Origin of the sequence: Sungkyunkwania multivorans, from assembly GCF_042675645.1 — a bacterium.
GTDB classification, from domain to species: Bacteria; Bacteroidota; Bacteroidia; order Flavobacteriales; family Flavobacteriaceae; genus Sungkyunkwania; species Sungkyunkwania multivorans.
Window position 1 is genome coordinate 138,743 of sequence record NZ_JBHTJH010000001.1, and the last position, 26,802, is coordinate 165,544.

The following is a 26,802-nucleotide window of genomic DNA, read 5'->3' on the forward strand; positions in this document are numbered from 1 at the left end:
TAGAAGTGAAACCGCTATTCGACCACTAAATACGATCTGGCGCCACTAAATGTCGTATGAATCAGCTTATACTTGTCCAACCCAAAAACTTCACGCACCGCCACGGTCTCACCTGGAAAATCAGGATGGTTCAACTCATCGAAGGCGATGACACTGCCTTTGGTAAGATACGGCTTGATGGCCTCTAAACAGTCTTTTGTAGGCTGGTAGATATCAAAATCGAAATAGGCCATGGAGATGATCGTCTCGGGATGTTCTTGTAGATACTCCTTTATCGTCACCGAAGCGTCGCCAGCGACCAATTGAAAGCGCGCCTTCTCTAGCTGCACACCTTCTTGCTCCCTTAATTGTAATAATTCTTGAAGATATTCTTGATAATTTTCGGTAACTCCGTAGCTACCTTCTGCGATGATCGACGCATCGCCATCTTCTTTGGCGACCGAAGGAAATCCCTCGAAAGTATCAAACCCAATAATCTTGCGTGTCCAATTAAAAGGTTCATAAATACCCCTAAAAGCCTCGTAGAGTGCCATATTTTGTCCCCAGCGCACCCCAAACTCCATGATGACTCCAGGTACGGCCAACTGTTTCTGATAGAGTTCGTGAAGGTAGAGCATTCTGGAGAATTCGGTCTTTGGTATAAAAAGTCCTAGATTCCCCAGTACCTCTTCACTAGGGATCGGATTCTTATCAAAGAGCCCCATCATTTTTTGTCTACGGTTCAACTCTTTATCGGAGAAATTGTCTTTGGTACGGATGTCTTTGCTCATTGGTAGCGTGCTTCGAAGTGTAAAAATAGCATATTTGATGCTTATTCAATATCCTTAAAAGAAAAAGCCGCTAACACTTTTTTGGTATGTTAGCGGCTGTATTGATATAAATAATGTATCTATAACGCCTTACTGCGCTTTCTATCTACTTCTTTCAACAGTACTTTTCGAAGTCGAAGATGGTTGGGTGTCACTTCTACATATTCATCCTTTTGGATATACTCTAAAGCCTCTTCCAAGGAAAATTTGATCGCAGGAACGATCTTTGCCTTATCATCTGCTCCTGCCGAACGTACATTGGTCAATTTCTTTGTTTTTGTTACGTTAACCACCATATCATCCTGTCTAGAGTTCTCGCCGATCACCTGACCTTCGTAGATCTCCTCTCCTGGATCGATAAAGAAGCGTCCTCTTTCTTGTAACTTATCAATGGAATATGGTATCGCCGTTCCTTTTTCCATGGAGACCAACGATCCGTTCAAACGTTCAGGGATACCACCTTTGATCGGACGATATTCTATAAAGCGGTGTGCCATGATCGCCTCACCCGCTGTGGCGGTCAACAATTGATTACGTAATCCGATGATACCTCTAGATGGGATTACGAATTCACAGATCATACGATCGCCTTTGGCTTCCATGCTTAACATTTCACCTTTACGCAAGCTGACCATTTCTACGGCTTTTCCAGAAACTTCCTCTGGAAGGTCGATGGTCAATTCTTCGAAAGGTTCACATTTTACGCCGTCAACTTCTTTGATGATCACCTGAGGCTGTCCTATCTGTAGTTCGTAACCCTCCCGACGCATGGTCTCTATGAGTACGGAAAGGTGCAATACGCCTCTACCAAATACCAAGAACTTATCGGCACTATCCGTTTCTTGGACGCGCAAGGCCAAATTCTTCTCTAACTCCTTTTCCAATCGTTCTTTTATATGGCGCGAAGTCACATATTTCCCATCCTTTCCAAAGAATGGCGAATCATTGATCGTGAACAGCATACTCATGGTAGGCTCATCGATGGCGATGGTCTGCAACGATTCTGGATTTTCGATATCCGCGACGGTATCTCCGATCTCAAAACCTTCCATACCTACGATGGCACAAATATCTCCTGCTTTTACTTCACCAACCTTTTTACGTCCTAGACCTTCGAAAGTGTGCAATTCTTTGATCTTCGTTTTGATGACCTTCCCATCGCGCTTCACCAAAGAAACTTGCATTCCTTCTTTTAAAATGCCGCGCTGCAAACGTCCGATCGCTATCCTTCCGGTAAATGATGAATAGTCCAATGAGGTGATCAACATTTGCGGACTTCCCTCTTCGGGTTTGAACTCTGGCACATGTGCGAGCACCATATCCAACAAAGGTTCTATATTATCTGTTTGCTCCCGCCAATCTTCGGACATCCAATTATTCTTTGCCGAACCATATACCGTGGGGAAATCGAGCTGCCATTCTTCAGCACCAAGCTCGAACATGAGGTCGAATACCTTTTCGTGTACTTCATCTGGGGTACAGTTCTCTTTATCCACCTTATTGACAACCACGATCGGCTTCAATTTAAGATCAACGGCCTTTTGTAGCACAAAACGGGTCTGCGGCATGGGTCCCTCAAAAGCATCTACCAATAACAATACACCATCCGCCATGTTGAGAACACGTTCTACTTCACCACCAAAATCGGCGTGACCAGGAGTATCAATGATGTTGATCTTGGTCCCTTTATATTCTACAGAAACGTTCTTGGAGGTAATGGTGATTCCACGCTCTCTTTCAAGATCATTATTATCCAAGATCAGGTCTCCAGTATTTTGATTCTCGCGAAACAACTGACAATGATACATGATCTTATCGACCAAGGTCGTCTTTCCGTGATCAACGTGTGCGATTATCGCTATATTTTTAATAGATGTCATAGGACATAGGATTTAAAGATCGGCAAAGGTAACTGTTATTTCTGGATTTACTCGATAATCGAGATTTAAATGCGCCAAGGCTCGCCCTAAAATCAAAATGGTTTTCAATAAACGCGTCATGGGCTTGTCCTTGAGGCAATTTACTCCTATTTATTTGGCTACTACGCTCTTTACGTAGATAATCTCATCGATACGTAATCTTTTTTTCTTTAAAGATGTACCTTTGCAGCGGTAAAAAAGTGAACTATGCAATTATCGTCTATCCCTAAGTTAAAACATATCGACGCGAACAACTTCTTCCTATTGGCTGGCCCTTGCGCCATTGAAGGAGAGGAAATGGCCTTGCGCATAGCAGAAAAAGTGGTGGCTATCACCGACAAGTTGAGCATCCCGTATGTTTTCAAGGGAAGTTTTAAAAAAGCGAATCGTAGCAGAATAGACAGTTTTACAGGGATTGGCGATGAAAAGGCCTTGAAGATCTTAAGGAAAGTATCAGAAACGTTCGATGTGCCTACCGTCACAGATATTCACGAGGTAAGCGATGCCGACAAAGCTGCGGCCTACGTAGATGTATTGCAAATACCCGCCTTTTTGGTGAGACAGACCGATCTTGTGGTAGCTGCGGCAAAGACGGGGAAGGTGGTGAATTTGAAAAAAGGACAATTTATGAGTCCAGAATCCATGCAACATGCGGTGAAGAAAGTAAAAGATTCGGGCAACGAGTTGGCTTGGATCACCGATCGCGGTACCATGTTTGGCTATCAGGATATGATCGTAGACTTTAGGGGAATTCCTACCATGAGACAATTTGCACCCGTTGTTTTAGATGTGACGCATTCGCTACAACAACCCAATCAGTCTAGTGGTGTTACCGGAGGCCGACCGGAAATGATCGAGACCATTTCGAGAGCCGGAATTGCAACAGGAGTTGATGGTCTCTTTATGGAAACACATTTTGATCCGGCCAACGCAAAAAGCGATGGCGCCAATATGTTAGATTTAGCTTTATTGGAAGGTTTATTGACAAGATTGGTCGCTATCAGAAAGACGATAAACAGCCTCTAAATCATTTCCAAAATCCTTTATCGGCAACAGATTCGGCGTCTTTGAGCACCGCTACCAATATTTCCTGATCGATGTCTTCTACGGTACCATAGCGAAGGGATCGCATCATTTTTCTTCCTTCGGTCACCATTTCATCTAGATGCACGCTAAGATGTACTGAACTCCAGAATCCGACATCGACATAGCTCTTGTTCTTTGGAACATTTAAATAGCAGAACGGCTTATCGTTCAAATAGTAGAAAGGAATCTTATATTTATATTTTAAGACAAGTTCGGGTATCGTATTCTCTATAATTACCTGTAAATGCAATAAGATTCCTTTAAAAGGTTCCCTTTGTTCTAAAATATAGATCTCTGCTGGATTCATCACGTTAAAAATACAGCAAACCTTAAAAAAATAAAAAAAACTCTTTGTCAATTCGATTCGATTCATTTACTTTGAATTTCAAAGTACTTTATATTATGGAATCAAAAAAGTATCTAGACGATATCTCCGAGATAAAGAATATGATGAATCGCTCCTCACGATTTATATCGCTAAGTGGTCTTTCGGGGGTCATGGCAGGAGTTTATGCGCTGATCGGTGCTGGTGCGGCCTATTGGCTGGTGGCAACAAGTGGGAGGGCGTATCTCGTTCTTGACAGCCGCATATTCAATCTGATTTTGCTGGATCTTGCAGTTGTCGCCTTTCTGAGTGTCCTTACGGCCTATTTTCTCACTGCAAAACGGGCAAGGAAGAATGGTGAGAAGATCTGGGATGCATCATCCAAACGTTTGGTGATCAATTTTTTGATTCCACTGATCACAGGAGGCATTTACATTTTGATCAAGCTGAACAGTCATCATTACGGTCTTACCGGCTCATTGATGCTAATTTTTTATGGTCTGGCACTAATAAATGCTAGCAAATATACCATTGGCCATGTGCGATACTTAGGATTGGCCGAAGTTCTCCTTGGTTTGATATGTGCCATCTACCCAGGCTATGGGTTTTGGTTCTGGGTGATCGGCTTTGGAGTGCTTCATATCATCTATGGTAGTTTGATGTATTTTAAACACGAAAGGAGTTAACGCCAGTGGGACTCATCAATAACATAAACAAAGCCTTTGACCACCGCATTCGCTTGGGCATCATGTCAATTCTGATGGTCAACGAATATGCTGATTTTAAGACACTCAAGGAACTGCTTGATGTCACCGATGGTAACCTGGCCAGCCATGCCAAAGCGTTGGAGCAAGCCGAATATATCAAGGTAGAGAAACAGTTCATCGGAAGAAAACCAAATACAAGATACTCGGCGACCAGCTTGGGAAAAGTCGAGTTCAAAAAACACATTGAAGCTTTAGAAAAGCTAATAGGGAAATAATATTTTTTTATCTATTTACTTTGAATTTCAAAGTACTTTATAATTATTAGTATGAGAGACCTTTTGATGGAAACGTTTTATGAATGGAGCAAACGACCTTACCAAAAATGGTTCAAGAAGCAGCAACCCTGGAAGCATAGCACAACTGATCTTTTGAAGTTGCCGATGAATAGCCTAGGATTTCATCTCGCTTGTTTTCTATTGAAATACGATTTTGACCTTCAACCAAAGTTGGAAGATCACGATGTGTTTCACGTCTTGACCAACACGGGAATAAGCGTTACAGATGAGATAAGCATGCAGTATTATCTCCTTGGGAATGGCAAGAGAAGCACCTATATGTTTTTGGTAATATTCCTTGGCACCTTCATGTATCCAGACAAATACAAGCATTTTAGAATCGCCTACAGAAAAGGCAAAACGGCGCTCCCTTTTTATCATCTCGACTTTTCCAAAATGCTATCGCTACCGCTCAAACGAATAAGAACTACATATTTAATTTTTTAACACTATGGAAAATACCACGCAAAACAACAGATTTGGAAATTGGTTACGAACCTCGATCACCGCACGAATGCTGATGGTAGGTTTTTTGATCCTCATCCTTCTTATCCCTCTGATATTCATAAAAGAGCTCATCCGAGAACGCGCTCAAAGGCAGAACGAGGTCATCAGCGAGATCAATGAAAAGTGGGGCAACGAGCTCCTATTTTCTGGACCGATCTTAAGAATCCCATACCGCACCTATAGAGAAACGGTGAAACTGGATCAAAAGACAGGTCGCTCCATAAAAGAAAGACAAGTAGAGATAAAAGCTGCCTACTTCTTTCCAGACGAACTGAATATCGATGGCAGCATTGACGCACAACCAAAAAATAGAAGTATCTATGAGACCATCGTATATACTGCAAAATTGAAATGCAAAGGCAGCTTTACGACGCCCAATTTTCAAGAACTAGATATCGATCCCGAAGATATTATTTGGAGCAAAGCGACAGTGCTGATCAAAACCTCCAATCTTAAAGGTATAAGAGACGAGGTACGAATTCAACTGAATGAGGCTCAATTTCCACTTATACCAAAATATCAAAATACCGATAATTATAACTTCAGCAGGATCGTGCAGCATAATTTGACAAGCAGATCCATTGCTTGGGATAAAACAAACGGTGAAAGTGTCTCCTTCGCTTTTGACTTCAATGTCAATGGGAGTGAACGCATTCGTTTTGTCCCCTTGGGAAAAGAGACGAAAGTCCACATGGTTTCAAACTGGCCATCACCAAGTTTTATGGGTAATTTTCTACCAAATGACAATGCCGATGATCGTGTAGACCAGGATGGATTTAAGGCCAGTTGGACAGTGCTTCAAACCAACCGTCAGTTTGAGCAACAATTTTTTGGTTCGTTGCCCGATCTTAGTGAATTTGCTTTCGGAGCGGACCTTATTGTACCGGTCGATCAATATCAAAAAAGCGAGCGCACGGCGAAGTATGGTTTTTTGGTCATCGCATTGACCTTTTTGGTGTTCTTCTTGATACAGACCCTGAGTAAAATAAACATTCATCCTTTTCAGTATCTCATGATAGGTATCGCTTTGGTGATGTTTTACACCCTCTTGATCTCTATTTCAGAACATAGCAGCTATCTCAAGGCATATCTGGTTGCTGGAGGCGCGGTGGTGTTGCTGATCACCCTATATAGCAGGTCCATTTTAAAGAATTTTAAGTTTCCCCTTTTTATCGCCCTATCCTTGATCGCCTTGTACAGTTTCATCTTTGTGATCATCCAGTTGGAGAACTACGCATTGCTGGTAGGAAGCCTAGGGCTATTCTTTATTCTAGCCATGGTGATGTTCGTCTCTAGAAAAATTGATTGGCAACAATAAATTGGGCACAAATAATGCTAAGAGGAGTGATCGCTTAGACCAATTCGGAGCATCACTCCTCTTAATTCATACCGTTTAAAATGAAAAATCCTATTCGATCAACTGGGGTCGTCCAAATTGCACATGGCGCTTTGACCCTTGCTGCTGCCTCTTTTATCATTGGAGGATATCTGTTGTTGTCTTCTTTCCTATTCGATGATCGTGAATGTATCATTTCATTCTCATTACCAACCCTGGGATGGTTGATCATAGCCAACATCAGTTACTTTATATTTTGCCTTGTTATTGTAGCGCTTGTCCCTTACAGACGAAGCTATCTCTTGAAATGCGCCTTCGGAATGTTGCTCAATATTCCCGTGGCCATATTATATCTATTCATTGTAATCTTTTTCTAGTATGAAAACAGTTTTTTATAAATATATAAGATCGTATGCAAGCTACATTCATTTCGCAATTTTCTGTATGGCGCTATTGCTGATTCGCATAAAATGGTCTCAATCGCTCTATTTTACCTTCTTGCTGTGGAACTTATTTCTGGCATCCATTCCTTTTGTGATCACTACTTTTTTGAAGGCCAACATCGGCTGGAAGAACAACCGATGGTTATTTTTGGGAAGTTTTGTTGTTTGGCTCCTATTTTTACCCAATGCTCCCTACATCCTTACCGACCTGATGCATTTGAGATTGCGGACAACCATGCCGACATGGTTCGATGCGCTGATGCTTAGCGCATTTTCGCTGATGGGTTTGCTCCTCGGACTGGCATCGATGTCACAGATGAAACAACTCTTACGTATGCATTTCAGTAGCTTTCAAAGCTCGATGCTTATGGGCTTGGTATATTTCTTATGCGGGTATGGAATTTATTTAGGTCGCTTTTTGCGCTGGAATAGCTGGGATGTCATAGGTCACCCATTTGAACTGCTTCTTTCTATCGCAGAGAGCTTGTCCAATGTTCAGGCCTGGGGAATAACACTTGGATTTGGGACCTTGATAGCGATCTGTTCTCGTTTCTTTTCGATCAACGAAAGTGCGTCACATTAAAAAGGGGTACTTTTCACCTAGGGAGGTATAGCGCTTAAGAGTAAATTAGGCTCTGAAAACCAACAAGATAAGCCCATGTCTCCCGAAGAGCTAGAAGTTAAGAAATTTGAATTGGAACAAAAGGTAAAGCTGGAAGAGCTGGCCTTGAGAAAAAAAGAGTTGGATCTTCGCATGCAAGAGCAGAAGAGCAAACGGGTCGCCACTCCAATCATCCTATCGATCGTTGGAGGGTTGCTTACACTGATCACCGGAATTGTCATTAATCATTTTGATAGCAAGGCGCAGATCGCCTTGGAGGATAAGAAATTTCAATCTTCCTTACTCTTAAAAGCAGCCGAGAGCGAGAGCTATGAGGAGTTTTCTAACATGCTTATGGCCTTCCAACAGAATGACCTATTGACCATTGATTCGTCAAAGCTAGCCGAAATACGAAAAAAACGTTTGTTGACAGAAGACCTAGACAAGCTGGTAGAAGATGATTCCCTAGAAGTGGCCGCTGTAAGCGAACCTGTCGTTTCACCTGACCCAGCTCCATCCACAACCCCCAACCCGGCGGCTAAACCCAACACCAAAACAAGAGTGAATACCTCGAAAATAACAAGAAAAGAGCGAACATTTGTTTGGACGATCGTCGCCGGAGCAGATACGGATTTGAAAAGTGCCAAATACGAAAAGTCAAGGGCCGAAAAGTATGGGTTCAAAAATGTTGGCATTTGGTATAGAAATCGATCTTACCGTACATGCATTGGTAGATACAACTATGATTCTGACGCCTTGAAAATGCTTTTTGAAGTAAAAGAAAAAATGAATGGTGATGCGTATATTGTTCGACTAAATACTTGGTGTCCCAACCCCGTTTGGGACGAAAGGCGAAAAATCTATAATTGTAAATAGAAAAGCGTACTATATAGACGGCATATCGAGCTTGTCGCTATAGGTATAGTGCTTACTAAGCGTATTTTCTAACAATCAATAAATTGAAGAATTATCCTAGAAGGTTGTAGAATGCGGCTCTACCAAAAGGTGATTTGCGCTTTTTGGCTTTGCTTGTAGGCTCTAAAGGTAGTGTTACTCGGAAAGTACTTCCTACATTTTCCTTACTTTTCACCGTTAGCTCACCATCATTTAACTCAACAAGCTCTTTACAGGTTTGCAGACCAAGGCCGATACCTTTTTCATTTTTTGTCCCCAAAGTGCTCACGGCCCTTTCGGTGAACAGTTCTCTTAGATGTTCCTTTTTAATTCCAACACCTGTATCCTTAAAGAAAATATCGATGCTATCGCTAGACTTTTCGGCATATATAGTGATAGTATCTCTGTAATTGCTAAACTTTATCGCATTGGTAAGGAGATTCTGAACAACGATCTTCATCATGTCGCGATCAGCAAATACTTTAATGTGCTCGAGCTTATTATTGACGTCAACGCCCTTTTCGTTCGCTTCACCCTTCAGCAATATGATCTTTTCTTGGATGACGTCCCTGATATCAAAATATTCCTTTTTAGGTTGTAAAGCATCCAATTGAGAACTAGACCAATGTAGAAGATTGGTAAGTAATGAAGATGTCTCATTTGACTTCTGAGTGAGCTCTGGAAGCAGGTCTTGTAGTTCCTCTATCGTAAGGTCACTTTCCTTCACCATGTTAAGGGCTTCGCTAGTAGAATGAATAGAATTCCTTAAATCGTGAGCAATGATAGAGAATAACTTGTCCTTCGTAATGTTGGAAGTAATTAGCTCCTTTGCCTGTTGGTCCAATTGGTCCACATATTTCTTTCTAACTCTTCTACTTTGCAAGATCACAAAAAGAACGAACAGCAACGCTATGAAGGCTCCCACCAAAGAATAGATGAGCCATCGCTGCCAACGCAGTTGTGCATCTTGCTCGGCTTCCTGCTGTCTTTGCTTCAGGAGTAGTAGCTGCTGCTTTCTATCATATTCAAACTTCGCCTCTAATCTGCCTATTTCCTTGCTATTACTTTCTTTTACCAAGTCTTTGTCTAGAAGATAATAGTTCTTATGATTTGTATATGCGCTTTCAAAATCACCCAATAAAGAATCTAGCTTTGAACGAACCAACAAGTTTTGTCTTAAAACCTTATTTGTTTCAACACTATCCGCAAGTCGATACGCTTCATCAAGGTACGCCTTGGCCTCTTCGGGATTATTACGAAGCACTTCTATCTCGGCCAGTCGATTCAATCTTTCGGCTGTGCTACTAGCTTGAAACTCTTTACTATTTATGCTCAAAGATTTCAAATAATACTCTTTCGCCTTGGCATATTCTTTTATGGTCATATAAATTGTCCCAAGGTCTTCATAGGCTACCGATAGTGCCCGTTGATCGTTCAACTCTTTGCTAATGGCAATACTCTCGTGGGCATTCTTTATAGCTCTATCGTATAGTTGTTGCTTCAGGTATATCTCCGTTAGGCTGTTCATGGTATGAGAGATATCCTGCTTTATACCATGGTCCTTGCGCATTTTCATCGAACGTTCATAATAATCCTCTGCTAGATCGAAATCCGCCAAATTATTATGAATATTACCAATGTTGTTGAGTGCCATACTGATCGACTTATAGTCGCCCAGTTTTTCATAGATTTTACTCGCCTCTTGCAAACTTATCAAACTACCACCAAAGTCACCTATTCTGCGTTGGGCAATAGCTTGGTTGTTGTAGAGATTTCCCCTTTCCAATAAATTATGATCGCCACTCAGATAGACCAGCGCACTATCGTACATTTTCAGCGCTTCGTCGTACTGCTCGGAAACAAGGTAGATGTCCCCTTTCTTTGTATACAACATACCTGTGCCGCTATTGTATTCTAGCAACTTGGAAAGCTCTATGAAAATATTGGCGTAGTAATTCGCAGTCTTGTAATCTTGCGCGACCCGTAATTCACCAATTCGTGTTGATGCCTGATTGAATAAAAGAGAGTCTTTTGCGGTGAGAATAGCCCCATGGATGGAGTCCAGAACTTTGTCCTGCCCATAGATGCCCGTTGTTAGCAAGAACAACTGACAAAAAAAGAAGATTTGTAGGATTTTCCTCATTATACCTATTCTACTTACAAATATTTAAAAAACAGCGCATTTTGACAAAATTTTGTTGTAATCTAATGATATATGTGCACAAGATATCAAAATACTGGTGTTTCAGAGGGTTATATTTCATTAACGTAATCGTCTAAATACTTGTAATTTTCAGTTAACTCCCTGTTTTTCGTCATATTAGCTCTTTCTAAAACGCCATCTTTATCCCCGTTAAAAAAGGCAGGTATTACATGGGTTAAAAATGCTTCTCCAAACCCCTCACTGGCATCTCTTGGAAGCTCACACGGCAAGTTATCAACTGCCATGACGGCTATCGCCTGTTTCTTTTTGAAATCCAATTCTTTTTCAGTAAGTGGGTCATAGCCATAGATGGGATCTGCAACAGTTGAGGGACGTATCGTACATGCTACTGGCCCGTCGATATCACAACTTATATCTGCCACTACTTTTGGCTTAAAATCTGGTGATTTGGCATCATTTCTTGTAAAAAGGAAGGGAGCTCCTTCCCCAAAAAAATGACCAGCAATATAAAGGTCGGTTACAGCAGCATAACGCATAAAAGTAGACCGGTATTGTGTTGGATTCTTGTAAAAATCTTTCTTACCCAATTGTTTCTTGTCCTTACGCTCATTGTAGTCCAATACATCAATATTGCAATAGACTGGCTCATCAAAGGTTTGAGTCAGATACTGTGTAGGAGTCACCTCCCTTAATTTCATGGCATCCAACATTTCCTTGGCACCTGCCCCTACTCGTCCTTTACCTGTGAGCAAGATCTTCATATTGTGCAGATGAATCCGTCTTAAGGCATCGATCAACGCCCGTTGATCAGGCAATTTTTCAGCTTTAGGCAAATTGAAAGTTTCAAACTTTAGACCATACGCTCTAAATCCGTTGTAAGCACCAACGATTCCAGCATAGCGACCAAAGGCAACCAAGCGCTGCCCTTTTTTATCGGTGATGACCTCGTGATCGTACAACGCTATGTTTTGATCCAAGATCGTTTGAAGCAGCTTCCTATTGTAAGGCTGTTTCTTTATAGTATGTGAAAAGAAAAAATATTTTTTATTGGGAATCAATGCTTCGATGGGAACTTCCTTTACACCAAGCAACACATCACAATCCGAGATATCATCGGTGACCTCTATTCCCATTGCTCGGTATTCGTCATCGCCAAATACCCTGATATCAGAACTTTCTACGGCAAGTTCTGCTCCTGGGAATCGTTCTAAAAGCTCCTTACAAGCCATTGGGGACAAGACTACACGACGATCTGGCGGATTCTTTCGTTCTTTGATAATTCCAAATTTCATGCGACAAGGGTTATTTTGTTCAGATTATAACGAAATTGAGTGTAAATGGTATAATTTTTGCGCTAAAATAATCGGATTTAAAGTTGCAAGCAAACTTTTCCACCTGTAGCGAATAAATTGTTAGCTTTGCAACCCACATCGTGACAGAGCGATATTAGTTTTAACATATTGTCATATGAAATGATGATTAGATGTTCATTGAAAATATGGGGTCGACTGGTTTTGACAGCGAGTCGAATTGAGATGTAAGCACGTCGAGCTATGGAATTAATGCTCGTTAATCTCTTATTTCAAACCTTTAAATGGCGAGAATAACTACGCTCTTGCTGCCTAATCCGACTGAATTATAGTAAGTCTTTGGCCTAGTCCCGCAAGGCGGGAAAGCGAGATGTCTCTGGGGAGCCCTTGTTGATGGCGCCCCGCCAAGAGGCACCATAAAAGTCAACATCGAAATTACGTAGCTTCGGCGTAATTTTTAACCTAAAGAAGCTAAGCTTGTAGTAGGCGGTTCTGGGTCAGCTGCAAGTCGAAAAACGAACTAGAACTAAACGTGTAGAAAGCATTTTAATTGCTTGTTTGGACGAGGGTTCGATTCCCTCCGACTCCACTTCAAAAGCCACCCGAAGGTGGCTTTTTTCGTTCCGTCTGCGGGAGCCTGTGCGCCCGCTGGCCCCTGGGCTAAAAATGTCCTCGGGACATTTTCTTTACGCTCGGTCCTCCTCCGACTCCACCTCCACTATCAGCTAAATCACAGGCATAAAAGAGGTTTTCCGCTTATATATTAAATGCTCGGTCCTATCCGAAGCTTTAGCGAAGGAGGGCTTCAGTGGAAATGGATGCTTTTTGAAAATTGTCTATATTTAATTCATTTCGAACCATAATCGACCGACCTTGAAACCAAAATTTCCGACCTTTTTCATCGCTTTCACACTATTGACATTTTCATTTATTGCGTGTCATCAGGACCAGAATCCAAAAACCCTACTTTTTATTGGGAGTTATACTGAAGGTGTCCCGTCCACTGGCATCTATATATATGAGCTAGACCATGAGAGCGAAAAGCTCAGAGCGCTATATACCGAAGATAGTATCGTAAATCCCTCTTTTCTAAAAATATCCACTAATGGAGATTTTCTGTATGCTGTAACTAAAAGTCAGTTAGAAACCCATGGAAGCATCGCTGCTTTTAAAGTTCAACCATCTACTGGAAAGCTTACTCGGATCAATGAGCAACCCGCTGGAGGAAGAAACCCAGTACACTTGTCCATTTCCAAGGATGGCGACCATCTTATCAATTCCAACTATACCGATGCAGGTATCTCCTGTTTCAAAATAGAAAAGGATGGAAGTCTTGAAGCCTATTCGCAGCTTCTTCGATTTAAAGACAGCAGCATTGTAAAAGGACGCCAAGATGAAGCCCATATTCATTCGACCAACTTTTCACCAGATGGAAATTTTATGTTCGCGCAAGATCTTGGTGCCGATAAGATTCGCACTTTCGCCGTTGGCACTACAACAGAAAATTTTCTAAAACCAGCTGTAGGGTTGAGCTTGAAGACAAAACCAGGAAGTGGACCCAGACATTTTACCTTTCATCCCAAGGGTAACTTTGGATATGGTATCGAGGAATTGAGCGGTAAAATTTCAAGGTATCGTTATTCGAACGGAATCCTCACATTCCAACAAGATTACCCATCATATGCCAATAAGCAAGCTATCTACAGAGCAGCGGATATACATATTTCTCCAGATGGTCTATTTCTTTATGCATCTAACAGAGGTCCAAAGGAAAATTCCATATCGGTCTTCGCTATTGACCAAGGCAATGGTGATCTTAAGTTAGTTGAACGCACCCCGACTTATGGTGACCATCCGAGAAATTTTGTCATTGATCCATCTGGAAAATTCTTGTTAGTAGCCAATCAATTCTCTAACAATGTCGTTATCTTTAAACGTGACCTCGATACCGGAAAACTCAGCAAGCTTCCCCAGGAGCTGACGATAGCCAATCCCTCGAGCTTACAGACGGCGACATATAACTAGAAAAAAATCCAAGTTGGTCCTAGCTCCATTTTTTTAAAGGCCCATAGATACAAGTTTGCTCGAATTTCGAAACGAGAATTCCCTATAAATAATTATATATCAATAATTTAAATAGAAATAAATAATATTGACCAAATACGTATTTTAGCCATTCAGAAAACAATCAGTAACCGAAATTGAAATACATTGTAAACATATTTATACGAAATGAGCTAGTCTTGCTCATCTTCTTCCTCTTGGGTCATTTGTCATATGCCCAAGACATCAATGACCCTAAATTGGACAGGGCTTTGGACTCTCTTACCACAAATCCGCAGTATTCATATCTTCAATTGTCCGAAATTTCGAACGATAGGACAGCCTCTGACAAACTAAGAGCGACGGCACGATTACATCTAGGAAGTTATTTTAACAATATAGGAGTCGTTGATTCAGCCATTTTTTATGCCCAAAGATCACTTTTCCACTTAAATGAAAAAAAACATATTGCCAAAGCCTACCGAATTTTAGGATCTAGTTATCGTAGAAGTGGCAAAATAGATAAGGCGCTGGACTTCTTATACGAGAGCCTGAAGATCTCTGAAGAAATTCAATATAAGGAGATGATCTCAATTACCAAGTCTGATCTTGGGATCCACTATGTAAATAAGAAGGAATATGATAAAGCATTGAAGTTTTTACATGAGAGCATTGAGGCTGCGGAAACTGATCAGGCGGTGTATGGGAACTACGTAAATATCGGTGTGCTTTATTTCTACAAAGGTGATCTAGACAACGCCCAAAAGTACTTTATGAAGGCCTTTGAGTTAACGCCCCTAGAAAAAGACCCAAAAGTAGCGTCGACGCTCGCCTTAAATATTGGAGATGTATTTTACGAAAAAAAAGATCTTAAAAAAGCAGGGGAGTATTTTGATAAGAGTAAAGAAATTGCCGATGATCATGGTTTCAAAGACAAAAGTATCAACGCCTCTGTACACAAGGCGAAGGTAGTTCAGGGACTGGGCAATCCGAACGAGGCGATTTTTATTTTGAATAACGCTCTTGAGGATGCGAAAGAGCTTTCCAATTTAGAAATTCAAAAAAGAATACATGAACGTTTAGTTTCTATCTATAGCGATCTTGATGACTACAAAGCAGCGAACAAAGCTCTTAGGAATTTTCATATCGTCAAAGATTCTATCGCGAACTTGAGACAAGAAAAAGAGGTTACTGAGCTTGAGGTAAAATATGAAACTGCCACCAAGGAGAAAGAGATATTGGAGCTTAAAGAGGACCAGCTGATGATAAGCGAGGAGATCAAACGTCAGCGACTGCTCAAAAAAGTATTCTTCATCGGATTTCTTATCATATTGATACCTATCATAGGATTGCTTTACGTTTATTATCAGAAACTACAGGTAAGGAATAAATACAATGAACAAAAAGAAGAAATGCACAAAGAACGTATCTCATCTTTCCTCAAAGAGCGAGAACTTCAACTGGCCAACACCTATGCTTTGGCACAAAATGAAGAGCGCGATAGAATAGCAAGGGAATTACATGATAGCATTGGCGGAAATTTGGCCGCCATCAAATTGCAAATGGTAGACATGAATCATGATGACAATATGAAGCAAGATATCATCCAACAGTTGGATGACACCTACGAGCAGGTTCGCGAAATAGCACACGACCTTGTCCCGAAGAAGATCAGTCAGACGGCTTTTACCAGCTATATCAGTGACTATATAAAGAACATCGAAAATGTTTCGGCACCAGATATCACTTTTATTCCACACCCAGTGGAACGGGTAAACGCCATAGATGAGAACCAGAAAGCTGAAATCTTCAAAATACTGCAAGAGTTACTCACCAATGCGCTGAAACATGCCAAGGCCAAGGTGATTGAAATTTGCCTAAATGCCTATGACGACAGTATTGAAATACTGTTCGAAGATGATGGGGTAGGCTTTGAACCCAAGAAAACCTCTAAAGGAATTGGCCTATCCAACATCGGGAAGCGGCTTCGCATGCTCGAGGCGAAAATGGACATTGACACAGCTAAAAACCGCGGCACTGCCATACGGATCGAAATACCCACTGCTCCATGAGCCAACTATCTCCATATCGATTGATCATTGCAGACGACCACAAGATGTTTCTCGATGGTCTTCAAAGCATTCTTCGTTACGAATCGGATTATGAAATAGTGATGACAGCGAACAATGGCCGAACTGTAAAAAAATACTTGACAATCAACCCAGACGAAAAGATCGACCTTGTGATCATGGATCTCAATATGCCTGAGATGGACGGTGTAGCTTTGAATAGTTACGTTAAAAAACAGTTCCCTTCTATAAAGACCCTTGTGGTAAGTATGCTGTCCGATCCAAACAAGATATACCAATTGATTCAAGATGAAGTGAATGGCTATATCCCAAAGAATGCTCAAAAGGAGGAACTGTTATTAGCCATTGAGACCATTCTGGATGGCAATTCCTATTTTTCGAAATCGATCAAAGAAGCGTATACCAAGAGTATCTTTGAGCAAAAGAAAGCAAAGCCTGTCGCCCTCACAAAACGCGAGAAGGAGATACTGAAGCTCATTTCTGAAGAATATACCACACAGGAAATTGCCGATAAACTCTTCTTAAGCAAATATACCATCGAAGGATATCGTACGAGTCTTATGTCGAAGCTGGAGGTAAAGAACGTCGTGGGACTGGCAAAATATGCCATAAAGCATGGTTTGGTAGAATAATAATTTCTGTAGAGCCTCATCGATTGCAACAATTACAATCCTTACAGACCAATCCCCTTTAGCGAATGATCTCGAAACGCATTTCTTTCGGGACTTTTTGTAGATATAAATACATATCATAGGTCGTCCCCTCCTCCTTATTTTCAAAAAAAAGCACTGGCTTAAAGTTTTTCTGGAATAGCGCAACCACCCTACCGTTGGCATAGTATTGAACATCGAGGTCTTCTGGGAAATCGGCTAATTGCATCTTTGAATCTTCTATTTGATCTATAACTTGCAACCATTCTTTTCTAGAGGTTTCGCTATCTGAATTGTAGGCAATATCAAATTCTTGGTTCTTTTTCTCGAGCAGCTCATAAAATTGGTCAAACCTCTTATTTTTGAGTACGGCATGCAAATACCTGTAGTGTTCTACGATCTTAGGAAATGTTTTTTCTGGGTATTTCAAGATCTCCGATTTAGACCATCCTGGCAATTCATACGGAACTTGAGCGTCAAAAGTAAAGGAATACTCGTAAAACTTCTCTTTCTTTTCAAAGCTTGGTGTCTTATGGCCAGCTATGATTTCCGTTATCTCGTAATTATTACCGCTAGACTCTTCCACCATAACTTCCAAGCGACTCCCGCGCGATAAATATTCTTCACTTTGTGGATACACCTGAATTTTAACCGCTTGTTCCCCAGACTTTAGTATCAAATGATTGATGGGAAATCTTGTTGCCATAATACCGCGATCAAAAAAGTGAAACACAGGCATATCATTTACCAATAGGCTGTAGTGACAATTGGCACCACTAAATTTAAGTGAATAAAAATTTTGCGTGTTTTGCATTCGATACTATTATGTTCTCTAGTTGACTCCCAGGTCTATCTTAACAAGATTTTATATAAAAACTCCAAAAGCGCCTTACGGGTTCGCAGCATTCTCTTCATCTTGACCGGTTATATAGCAATCTTCTTTTTCTATCGGCAACTCACGGGCTCTTAAAAGTCTAGAGTCTTCCGGACTTTGGTCCCAATTTCTTTTAAAGAACCCAAATCGAACACTTCCTCTAAAGGTGTAAGATACCACTAAACCTCCGAATGCTGCCTTTGGAAGTGCGTAGACTCCCTTCTTATCCGCGCCTACCTCCAGTCCGATACTCACGTCCGTTGTACCAGAGATCCCAGCCTCTACGTCGGCTTCAAAAACACCACCAGCCACATCTCCAGTTCCTGCTTTTGCCGATAATTCTATCTCTAAAGCAAGTTCCCCATCTGCACTGACATTGCCGCTGTTTTCATCAGACAACTCTTGTCGCGTATGAATGGTCATATTTGCAGAGACATTGACCTTCCCTTTTAATGCTATTTCAAAATTGATCTCTAAATGGTCTTTAGCACGCCCTCGCACCCAAGCGATGACACGCCCAAAAGCAGGGGACCCTAAGTTAGCCGCAGCCTGTACCAGATCAACTTTGATCTGCGCACCGATCAAGGGGCTAGCCGCTAGTTGTAACTCTCCCACCGTAGCCACTTGATGCACATACTCGGGAGTTTCCTGGGTCATTTCCTGCAATTTATAGGAAGTTGCAAACCCAATAGATGGAGCATCGATTCTAAATTCGATAGGCCAAGCTCTTACGGGTGAATTCTCGGAGGGAGTGAACTCTCCACTAATATCGTTCACAAGGTTTCGCACCCGATTAAAAAGCCCTAAAGTACGTCGAACCTTTTCTGCAAAATTGCGTCCTACCTCAACCGAGTCGCCACCATCCCAACTCGCCAGTACCGTTAAATTAAAATTGGAAAGTGCTTCGTCTTGTCGCACAAACATGGACCGATTTACTTCCAGATTTCTTATGGCTCCCCGATTGAGCGAGTATGGTTGCATCGTATGACTCCAAGCATATGCCAAGGGTGCCCTATAATTCCATTTGAACGCTATTTTCCATTCAATATCTGAATGCACATATAACGGTACATCTTCTTTGTGTCTACATGTCTGAAGCGCAAAGCTATAAAGCCTGGCTGCGTCATCACTTTCTGGCCATATTTGATAAAAGATATGGAACGTATTTTCGGAAAGATTGGAAAGTACTTCGTGCTTTACGGTATCTCCCTGTACGACCGCGGCTTCTTCACTTTGAGTATCGCCATTAAAGTCGATATAGGTCAAAGAAACTTTATCTTCTTTATGTTGATCGGAGACCAACTCGCATTCACTGACATCGAGGTCGGAAGCCTCTATCAACACCTCCTTTTTATTGTCCCGAGAGCCCGATATCATATGATAAGGTTCCCCGCTGACGCTTTCATTTTGGCTAAAATATACGTAATCCCTGTCCTTATTTTTAAAGATCACCTCGAGAAATCGACAAGGATTATAAGCCGCTGATGTGATCTCTACCTGTTCTGTGCCAACGGGGACCACATCTCCCTTAGCAGCATCCACCGTAGATCGTTGATTTTCTATAGTTAGTCGCGGCCCTTCCTCTGCGACTTCTTCACCTCGCAGATTCTTATACCTGATGACAGGTGTTATACGCAAATAATCATTGAATGCCTGTTCTATGGTAGAGAAAAAACGCGCTTGCCATTCCATTTTAACAGGAAAATCAATGAGTAATTCTCCATCTACGGTACGCTCGGCGACAAATTCTAGTTGACTCTGGGTTTCATCCTCCATAAACTGAAGGGAAATGATGTCGCCATTGAGTCCTTCAGTCTTTATACGAAACTGAACAATGTCTCCATACCTTGCTCTGTGATGACTCTGAAGTGGACGTCCAGAATTGTCTAAGGAATATTCTACCCAATTGGCCTCAAGGATCTTTGTCTCACAAACACCTTTGACGAAGAAACCCCCTGGCAGTCTGTTAATGGGTTCATGTATGAATGGTTCGCACCAGATCAATCCAGTACCACATAGATGCCTTTCAACATTTACTTTGATAGTAGGACCAGTAAAGGAAGCATCCTCGGCAGTAAAATCTTGTTGTTGATATTTTGGCGAATATATCCAGCGAAGCGCTTGTTTTTGTACTTCAGTGGTCATAGGACCAAAACCACCATCTTTTACGAAGACTGTGAGATATCCTTCACTTTCTATATTTACACGAACGATTTGTGGCTTATTATAATCGCCCTCAACAAAGAAAATGGATTTGGAATTTGCGAGGTCAATGGAAGGATGACTTACATTTTGATCTAGTTTAAGATTTTCTTCCAAAACCTGGTTATACCCTTCCCTAACATCTACTTGATTTACTTCCTCCTCCATAACTGATTTAGATTGAAGATGCGTTTTTAACTTCTATTTTTCTTTTTACAACACCAAAATTCACCAATGGGTTCAACTGCTCTTGTACTGCCTCATCTGCCGCATTGACTTGCTGTCCGCCGACCGCTGAAGTCTGTCCATGATGCACGACAGATACGGTGCCGCTATCTGCACCGCACTTAGCACTACTGCTGTCTAGAAGTGGGCTTCCACCATTCTCTAGCTCTACAGCTGTGTACATTCCGTTCCATTTTAATTGTGCTCCACAAGGATGTGCCCTCTTCGTTCCTGGCCTGCATACACCAAAATTCAATGATGCCACTGTACTTTCCTTATCGGTTGCAATAGCCTTGCTACCTCCACTCGCATCGTTTACGTAGTGCTTTTGTTGGGTCACCACCTTCATCGTTGCGGGAGATGCAGCAAGCGTGCAAGAACAGATAGCCCCTTGACAAACTAAAGTTCCTTTCAATCCCTTTGACATTTCTTCTTTTTTTAGTGCTTTATTGAACGCTTATCTACATTTTTCTGGAAGGAAATAACAGGTGAATTCTAAGGTTCGCGATCGATCAAATGGGAGAAGCACTGAAGCTATGAATTTTGCATGTCTTAACACTCCCGTCGGCTCTAGTTGATAGCTGCCCTTATAACTTCCCTTTAGCACCTCATCATTGTTTTCCTTAAGAGATACTGGATTGCCCGTAGCAATCTCATATGGAGACCTTGGATCATTCACTTTTCCTTTTAACTGTATTTTGAAAAGACTGTTCTCGTCAAGCCTTTTCGATGACTTCTGAAATACTTCGTAGCTAATAGGGCTAGTATTAGGCACCATAGGTAGCAAAATTTCATTTCGCGCGCTATTTGAGCCACGGTACATCGAGTTCCTAAGCGTATGAAAAAAGAGATCTTGTGCTATGGAATTTAGAACACTCCTTTTATCCAAAAGTGTAACCTCCATTTGGTATAAATACCTCTTGAGAAAATCGTTCTTGGCAAACTCTTTTTCCAATTCCTTTTTTTTGATTTCCCATCTTTTGCAGATCTCTTGATGATTCACCAAATCTAAAATTTCCAACTTATCAGTAATCAACAATTGAAGCGGATAGAGAACTGAGGCACAATGAACCGCAAGGTAATCAATGCTCTTGTAAGACCTACTATTATTGACCCGGACATCCTTTTTCACAACCGAAACTATGGAACTTTCGTATCTCTGCTCTATTGTATGCAAGTGCATCTCATAGCTAATACTCTGTTCTGATGATTGATAATGAGAAACCAGTGAACAACCATAGACCCGATTTATACGCCTAGAGGTTCGAGCAATATCATGAACGCCTTCAATACTATTTATGTCCAAATCTAAGATCATAAAAAGATCAAAAGAGTTTTACCTTGTCATTGCTTTGCAGATCTACAGAGGCTCCAGAAAACAACGTGAGATTATTGGCGTTGCTATGAATTTTCACTTCGTCTGCACTGTGCACTGAATTTTTAGAAAACACTTTTAGATCGTTATCTGCTATTTGACTGATATCTTTCGCCATCAGTGTGGTCGAATTTCCAGAACTGGTTCCAATATTCCTTCCAGCCCCTACACTTATATTCTCGGATGCGTTGATTTCAATGTTCTTTGCATTAAAGCACATCGTTTCTAAGGCAGTGATCGTAATATTATTACTTGCCGTATCGATGTTGATAAGGTTCTGATTCTTATCTATAATTGTTATGAATTCAGCGCCTTCGGTATCGTTGAACTCAATGGTATGCCCACTCCTTGTTCGAATTGCCTTAACGTTGTTCTTATCTGTTTTCCAGCTTTGTGGATTGGCACTACCATTGTACAATGTGCCTAGCACAAACGGCCTTTCGGCATTGCCGCCTTCGAACCCTACCAAAACTTCCTCCCCTATTTCGGGTATGAAATGAAAGCCTTTTTCCCCTCCGGCATGTGGCGTCATTAATCGTAACCAAGGGGTCTCCTGTCCTAGAGGTTTTTGCCAATGAAATTGAACTTTGATACGGCTTAGACCATCAGGGTCTACGTTATCTGTAACGATCGCCACCTGATTATTGCTCGTGGGATACTTTAAGATATCTGTTTTGGGATATGCTTCCTGTTGTGTTGAAATTCCTTCGAAAGAATTAACGTATCTTCCATTTTCGGAAGCCTCATGTCTTATTCTGGTTATGCGCAATTCGTAGTTCTCTCCTCCATTGGCTATCTTAACCACTTTTCCAAGACTTACCCCAGGATTGTCACTGGTGCCAGTAATACTCACCTGCTGCACCTCAAGCGCCTTTTTTTGGCTTTTCACTAGGGCATCTAGGCGCTGTTTGATTTGCGCGTCATTGTAGGTGTTTACGAAAACCTTGGTCGTTTGCGGGTACATCTCACTACTCTTTTCCGACGCTAGACCATTATAGCCGTTAATGCCACTACTGACATCCTGTGTAGTTACTTCATGAGATTGATCAGATAGATAATCATTGGTGAAAAAGGAATAGTTCCCTGATTCTGGCTTCAATCTTCTCGAAAATTCCTGTAAATCCTGACCGTAGCTTAGGTGTATTTGTGCGTCTTGTTTTGGAGCTCCGAAGACAAGACTTTCACCATCATAGTAGTACCACTCTCCATACTGCGCCGCCAACCTACTGGCAAATTGAAAGCTACTTTCACCGTTTTGCACGCAATAATGTAGAGGGTGGGTAAATCTTGGAGCAACGGTGCTCTTTAATTTGGATCGGTCGTATGGTTGAAAACTACTATCCAATATTGAAGCTAGATCGGCGTCACTGAAACTAGCAAAATGAGGGCCGTCGTCAGCTAGGATAGAACAACTCTTTCCAGTGATAGTGATGAAGTCCCCTCCTTGATATAAGAAACCCCTGGTACTTGTCACCTCTGTTACGATACCCTTAAACTTAAGTTCCTTGTAAGCATTGATAGTATCTAGGGAGGAAATGGTGAGTACAAAAATCTTTCCAAGATAGTCGTTACTTTCGTCATTTAAGTCGTTTTGGTGCTGTTCCAGTACATCCCTTCTACACACGAGCTCAAAGGTATGATGTGCATCTATTTCTTGGTCAAGAATGAGGTTTGTAAAAGCAGGTATCTGACTTCCTCCAATGTAAATTTGGACATTTGACTGAAGTGCCATAGGGTTATAGGTTTATGATAATTATACATCTTGGTTATTTAGCAACTTCGCCTTCTGTACAGAGATCGGATAATGTCCGAACTCGCCAGATTGGTCATATCTGTAGCACAAAAGAAACGCCAATAGTGAAGACAGATTTTTTGGGCTTCACTTTCACCATATCTTCAAACTTATGAAATACCTTGTAAAAAACAGCCCCTGTTTCCTTGCAAAAGAGCACCCCTGAAAACCACTGTTATAGCTCGTTGAAAAATAGAAATCATGTTCGCCATTGACAATGCTCGTCTTTAAATGAACACCTAAGGGCTAAGCTCAAACTAGATCAATTTAAGGTGTTGATTGTAAGGTTTTTAAATAACAAAGGACCTATAGACATTTTTGGTCGCGAAGAGAAGGTGGTCTGACTACTTATCCTTGTTATAAACTTTGTTATAGGCAATGATGACAGATACCATCCAAACGATAAAGAATATCGCAACAATGACCGAATATACAAACACGATATCCATTACTTGCGATATTTAAGAAAGTTCATAAATCCGAGGATGGTCGGTGCCCAGAGGCCGATAAAGATACCGTCGATCTTGTCTATCTTTATGAAGACATATTCAGCGACAATAATGATAGAAAGGACTACCAGTAACATCACCGCGTTGATGATTCCAATTTTTTGAATGAAGTTTTTAAGCATTATTGACTAGTTGGGAATAAAACTACGACTTTTTAAGAATTAATGCTGGTCTCTTTAAAAATAAAAATTGAACCATTTAGGCAAGCGAACGATGATTTCCTATAGCATGAATATTTTCGCAACTTTGGTAGAACGAGAAATATTCAGTCGAACCAACTAAAAAAACACGGTGAGGCGTCCCAATTCAGTTGATTTGAAACAAATAAAGCCTTGAACAAACCAGTTTAATGATTTATTCAAGGCTTTTCCTAACTCTCTATATCAACTAGTTACCTCCTAAAACTCCAAGACCCTTGAGTACTATAGACGCAGCTACAATAAGCAAGAATACCTTCATTAGAAAAGTAAATACTTTAAGAAAGATTAGATAAAAACTTGACGTTTCTTGTTGTGTAGAAGTTTTCCCCATAATTATTGGTTTTCACATTAATATATTTGGTTTCAGGCATGGGGCAGCATGCAGGTTACATTATAGTAAATATAAGAAAAAAAATTGATTCTCAAGGGGTTGAACACCCTTCTTTGTCGAGTTATTTGCCTATTTCATCGATAATTCGTGGTTTCACAACAACATCATTACGTTTCAACAGCAAAATACTTTTCATTACAACATAACTATCCACATCATTGCAATTCAGGGGCTTATTTAATACATTTGAATCCAAATCTTAACCAACCTATGCAATGAAATTTTTTGCTACATCAATCCTACTTATGCTGCTGATAGTGAGTATTGTCAGTCTGCTTTTTATGGAATCCATTTATCAAACCGTCCTATCGGACTCGGGTGCCGTTTATCTATTTGCAACCTTTATAATTATTGGGTTCTGTACGTTAGCCTACCAAGTATACATGAATAGAAAGTCTCGTAAAGAGGTTAAAACTTTGGCAAACGAGATTCGACAAGCTTCGATCATCAAGTAGCGCTTTATACTATTATTTTTTTGCCGTTTAGGCTAATAATAGCATTCCTATCATCATTTTTCTATTGGATTGCAGAGATAATATCATGCTTGGTGATGATATGATATTTGCCCGCTCCCAAATTTACCAGCACAGCCTCATTATCCCTTGTGATCAATTTGGATACCGCATCGATGGTCGCATCTTTGGAAACTTCTGGAAATGGTGCTCCCATGACCTCCTTTATAGGTTTGTCGGCCACCGCCTTGTCCTCTACAAATGCCCGAAAGAGGTCCGTTTCATCCACAGAACCGACGAAACCATCAACATCTTTTACTGGTATCTGCGATATCTTGAATGCCTTCATGCGTTCTATCGCATGCGAGACCAATTCCTCGGTCATTACAGTGACCAAAGGTTTATCCTTGTGGCCTTTGATAAGATCTGCCGCAGTTGTGATCTCCTCTTCCAGAAATCCTCTATCCCGCATCCAATCGTCGTTGAACATCTTACCTACATAACGGCTACCGTGATCGTGGAATAAGACCACAACCACATCGTCTGGCCCAAAGTGTTCTTTAAGCTGCAATACACCTTTAATGGCAGAGCCCGCGGAGTTTCCAACAAAAATACCTTCTTCTTTTGCCAGTTTTCTGGTGAAAACCGCAGCATCCTTGTCGGTCACCTTTGTGAATCCGTCTATTATGTCAAAATCCACATTCTCTGGAAGAATGTCCTCCCCAATACCTTCTGTGATATAGGGATAGATCTCATTCTGATCAAATATGCCCGTTTCGTGATATTTCTTAAACACGGAGCCATAAGTGTCAACACCCCAGACCTTCACATTAGGATTCTGTTCTTTAAGATATTTTCCTACGCCCGAGATGGTCCCGCCAGTTCCTACACCCACCACAAAATGCGTGACCTTTCCATCGGTCTGTCTCCAGATCTCAGGACCAGTCTGCTCATAGTGGGCCACAGCATTCGACGGATTGTCGTATTGGTTCACATACCACGAATTTGGAGTTTCATCTCCCAAACGTTTCGAGACCGAATAATAGGATCGGGGATCATCTGGTGCTACATCCGTGGGACAAACGATAACCTCGGCTCCTACCGCTTTTAGGATATCGACCTTTTCCTTGGATTGCTTGTCCGTTGTGACAAAGATACATTTGTACCCTTTTACAACCGCGGCCAACGCTAACCCCATTCCGGTATTTCCAGAAGTTCCCTCGATTATGGTACCTCCTGGCTTTAATCGACCATCCGCCTCTGCATCCTCTACCATTTTCACGGCCATACGATCCTTTACCGAATTTCCTGGATTAAAGGTTTCTACCTTGGCCAAGACCAAAGCATCGATGTCCTTGGTAAGCTTGTTCAATTTTACCAAAGGTGTGTTGCCAATAGTTCCTAATATATCTTTTGCGTATTCCATATGCTATTTTGAGTTTGCAAAGATACAGTTTGAATTACGATTTACGAATTAGTAAGCACTATTTAAAGGTAATGGTGAATTATATGCAAGGAGTAGAAAGAATGATAAAAAAATATTCAACTAAATTCAGTTTTAAC

General features: G+C 41.2%; 23 protein-coding genes and 1 other RNA gene. 12 read left to right on the forward strand and 12 right to left on the reverse strand.

The genetic code is table 11. The features are described from left to right. Positions 1 to 14: 14 nt before the first annotated feature. Entirely contained in the window at positions 15 to 770 is a 756-nt protein-coding gene (locus ACFQ1M_RS00610; RefSeq protein WP_386402401.1) for a TylF/MycF/NovP-related O-methyltransferase, read from the reverse strand. 119 nt (positions 771 to 889) lie between these two features. Continuing rightward, complete coding sequence (gene typA, locus ACFQ1M_RS00615) at positions 890 to 2,689, reverse strand: translational GTPase TypA (protein WP_386402404.1); 1,800 nt, start codon at positions 2,687 to 2,689, stop codon at positions 890 to 892. A 246-nt stretch (positions 2,690 to 2,935) separates the two neighbouring features. Here typA and kdsA point away from each other — a divergent pair, with 246 nt between their 5' ends. After that, positions 2,936 to 3,754, forward strand: coding sequence for a 3-deoxy-8-phosphooctulonate synthase (kdsA, locus tag ACFQ1M_RS00620; protein WP_386402406.1), 819 nt, complete (start codon positions 2,936 to 2,938; stop codon positions 3,752 to 3,754). Position 3,755: 1 nt separating this feature from the next. Here kdsA and ACFQ1M_RS00625 read toward each other — a convergent pair whose 3' ends face one another. After that, positions 3,756 to 4,187: a DUF1801 domain-containing protein gene (locus ACFQ1M_RS00625; protein ID WP_386402409.1), complete on the reverse strand. Its 432-nt coding sequence runs from the start codon at positions 4,185 to 4,187 to the stop codon at positions 3,756 to 3,758. A 29-nt stretch (positions 4,188 to 4,216) separates the two neighbouring features. Between ACFQ1M_RS00625 and ACFQ1M_RS00630 the strand changes: the two genes are divergently transcribed. The 7 genes from ACFQ1M_RS00630 (at position 4,217) to ACFQ1M_RS00660 (ending at position 8,944) form a co-directional block, all read left to right on the forward strand. Next, positions 4,217 to 4,825 carry a hypothetical protein gene (locus ACFQ1M_RS00630; protein WP_386402412.1) on the forward strand — a complete coding sequence of 203 codons (609 nt, stop codon included), beginning with the start codon at positions 4,217 to 4,219 and terminating at the stop codon, positions 4,823 to 4,825. Between the two features lie 5 nt (positions 4,826 to 4,830). Next, positions 4,831 to 5,121 carry a winged helix-turn-helix domain-containing protein gene (locus ACFQ1M_RS00635; protein ID WP_386402415.1) on the forward strand — a complete coding sequence of 97 codons (291 nt, stop codon included), beginning with the start codon at positions 4,831 to 4,833 and terminating at the stop codon, positions 5,119 to 5,121. A gap of 51 nt (positions 5,122 to 5,172) precedes the next feature. Continuing rightward, the gene (locus tag ACFQ1M_RS00640) at positions 5,173 to 5,628 is read left to right on the forward strand and encodes a hypothetical protein (RefSeq protein ID WP_386402417.1); all 456 of its coding nucleotides are present in this window, start codon (positions 5,173 to 5,175) and stop codon (positions 5,626 to 5,628) included. A 4-nt stretch (positions 5,629 to 5,632) separates the two neighbouring features. Then, a complete protein-coding gene (creD, locus tag ACFQ1M_RS00645) occupies positions 5,633 to 7,006 on the forward strand; it encodes a cell envelope integrity protein CreD (RefSeq protein WP_386402419.1) in 1,374 nt (457 codons plus the stop codon). An 80-nt stretch (positions 7,007 to 7,086) separates the two neighbouring features. After that, entirely contained in the window at positions 7,087 to 7,401 is a 315-nt protein-coding gene (locus ACFQ1M_RS00650; RefSeq protein WP_386402421.1) for a hypothetical protein, read from the forward strand. Position 7,402: 1 nt separating this feature from the next. Next, the gene (locus ACFQ1M_RS00655) at positions 7,403 to 8,050 is read left to right on the forward strand and encodes a DUF1361 domain-containing protein (RefSeq protein WP_386402423.1); all 648 of its coding nucleotides are present in this window, start codon (positions 7,403 to 7,405) and stop codon (positions 8,048 to 8,050) included. Positions 8,051 to 8,125: 75 nt separating this feature from the next. After that, complete coding sequence (locus ACFQ1M_RS00660) at positions 8,126 to 8,944, forward strand: SPOR domain-containing protein (protein WP_386402425.1); 819 nt, start codon at positions 8,126 to 8,128, stop codon at positions 8,942 to 8,944. Between the two features lie 91 nt (positions 8,945 to 9,035). Here ACFQ1M_RS00660 and ACFQ1M_RS00665 read toward each other — a convergent pair whose 3' ends face one another. Further along, positions 9,036 to 11,105: a tetratricopeptide repeat-containing sensor histidine kinase gene (locus ACFQ1M_RS00665; RefSeq protein WP_386402427.1), complete on the reverse strand. Its 2,070-nt coding sequence runs from the start codon at positions 11,103 to 11,105 to the stop codon at positions 9,036 to 9,038. Between the two features lie 110 nt (positions 11,106 to 11,215). Continuing rightward, complete coding sequence (locus ACFQ1M_RS00670) at positions 11,216 to 12,418, reverse strand: NAD(P)-dependent oxidoreductase (protein WP_386402429.1); 1,203 nt, start codon at positions 12,416 to 12,418, stop codon at positions 11,216 to 11,218. Between the two features lie 208 nt (positions 12,419 to 12,626). On the opposite strand from ACFQ1M_RS00670, the gene ssrA reads away from it, so the two are divergent. The 4 genes from ssrA (at position 12,627) to ACFQ1M_RS00690 (ending at position 17,201) form a co-directional block, all read left to right on the forward strand. Continuing rightward, positions 12,627 to 13,028, forward strand: a transfer-messenger RNA (tmRNA) gene (gene ssrA / locus ACFQ1M_RS00675). A gap of 281 nt (positions 13,029 to 13,309) precedes the next feature. Further along, a complete protein-coding gene (locus ACFQ1M_RS00680; protein WP_386402431.1) occupies positions 13,310 to 14,461 on the forward strand; it encodes a lactonase family protein in 1,152 nt (383 codons plus the stop codon). A gap of 218 nt (positions 14,462 to 14,679) precedes the next feature. Then, positions 14,680 to 16,551 carry a tetratricopeptide repeat-containing sensor histidine kinase gene (locus ACFQ1M_RS00685; protein WP_386402433.1) on the forward strand — a complete coding sequence of 624 codons (1,872 nt, stop codon included), beginning with the start codon at positions 14,680 to 14,682 and terminating at the stop codon, positions 16,549 to 16,551. After that, positions 16,548 to 17,201 carry a response regulator gene (locus ACFQ1M_RS00690; RefSeq protein ID WP_386402435.1) on the forward strand — a complete coding sequence of 218 codons (654 nt, stop codon included), beginning with the start codon at positions 16,548 to 16,550 and terminating at the stop codon, positions 17,199 to 17,201. The genes ACFQ1M_RS00685 and ACFQ1M_RS00690 overlap by 4 nt, the downstream gene beginning before the upstream one ends. Before the next feature lie 58 nt (positions 17,202 to 17,259). Here the strand turns inward: ACFQ1M_RS00690 and ACFQ1M_RS00695 are convergent, their stop codons facing one another. The 7 genes from ACFQ1M_RS00695 to ACFQ1M_RS00725 form a co-directional block, all read right to left on the reverse strand. Continuing rightward, the gene (locus tag ACFQ1M_RS00695; protein ID WP_386402437.1) at positions 17,260 to 18,033 is read right to left on the reverse strand and encodes a hypothetical protein; all 774 of its coding nucleotides are present in this window, start codon (positions 18,031 to 18,033) and stop codon (positions 17,260 to 17,262) included. 75 nt (positions 18,034 to 18,108) lie between these two features. Further along, positions 18,109 to 20,463: a hypothetical protein gene (locus ACFQ1M_RS00700; RefSeq protein ID WP_386402439.1), complete on the reverse strand. Its 2,355-nt coding sequence runs from the start codon at positions 20,461 to 20,463 to the stop codon at positions 18,109 to 18,111. A gap of 7 nt (positions 20,464 to 20,470) precedes the next feature. Continuing rightward, positions 20,471 to 20,947, reverse strand: a complete 477-nt coding sequence (locus ACFQ1M_RS00705) for a PAAR-like protein (RefSeq protein WP_386402441.1) — start codon at positions 20,945 to 20,947, stop codon at positions 20,471 to 20,473. Between the two features lie 30 nt (positions 20,948 to 20,977). Continuing rightward, positions 20,978 to 21,838 (reverse strand): hypothetical protein, encoded by an 861-nt coding sequence (locus ACFQ1M_RS00710; protein ID WP_386402443.1) that lies wholly within the window; start codon positions 21,836 to 21,838, stop codon positions 20,978 to 20,980. 7 nt (positions 21,839 to 21,845) lie between these two features. Further along, on the reverse strand, positions 21,846 to 23,627 hold the full coding sequence (locus tag ACFQ1M_RS00715; RefSeq protein WP_386402445.1) for a type VI secretion system Vgr family protein: 1,782 nt from the start codon (positions 23,625 to 23,627) through the stop codon (positions 21,846 to 21,848). 508 nt (positions 23,628 to 24,135) lie between these two features. After that, positions 24,136 to 24,318 (reverse strand): hypothetical protein, encoded by a 183-nt coding sequence (locus tag ACFQ1M_RS00720; protein WP_386402447.1) that lies wholly within the window; start codon positions 24,316 to 24,318, stop codon positions 24,136 to 24,138. A 985-nt stretch (positions 24,319 to 25,303) separates the two neighbouring features. Continuing rightward, positions 25,304 to 26,665 (reverse strand): pyridoxal-phosphate dependent enzyme, encoded by a 1,362-nt coding sequence (locus ACFQ1M_RS00725; protein WP_386402449.1) that lies wholly within the window; start codon positions 26,663 to 26,665, stop codon positions 25,304 to 25,306. Positions 26,666 to 26,802: the final 137 nt, after the last annotated feature.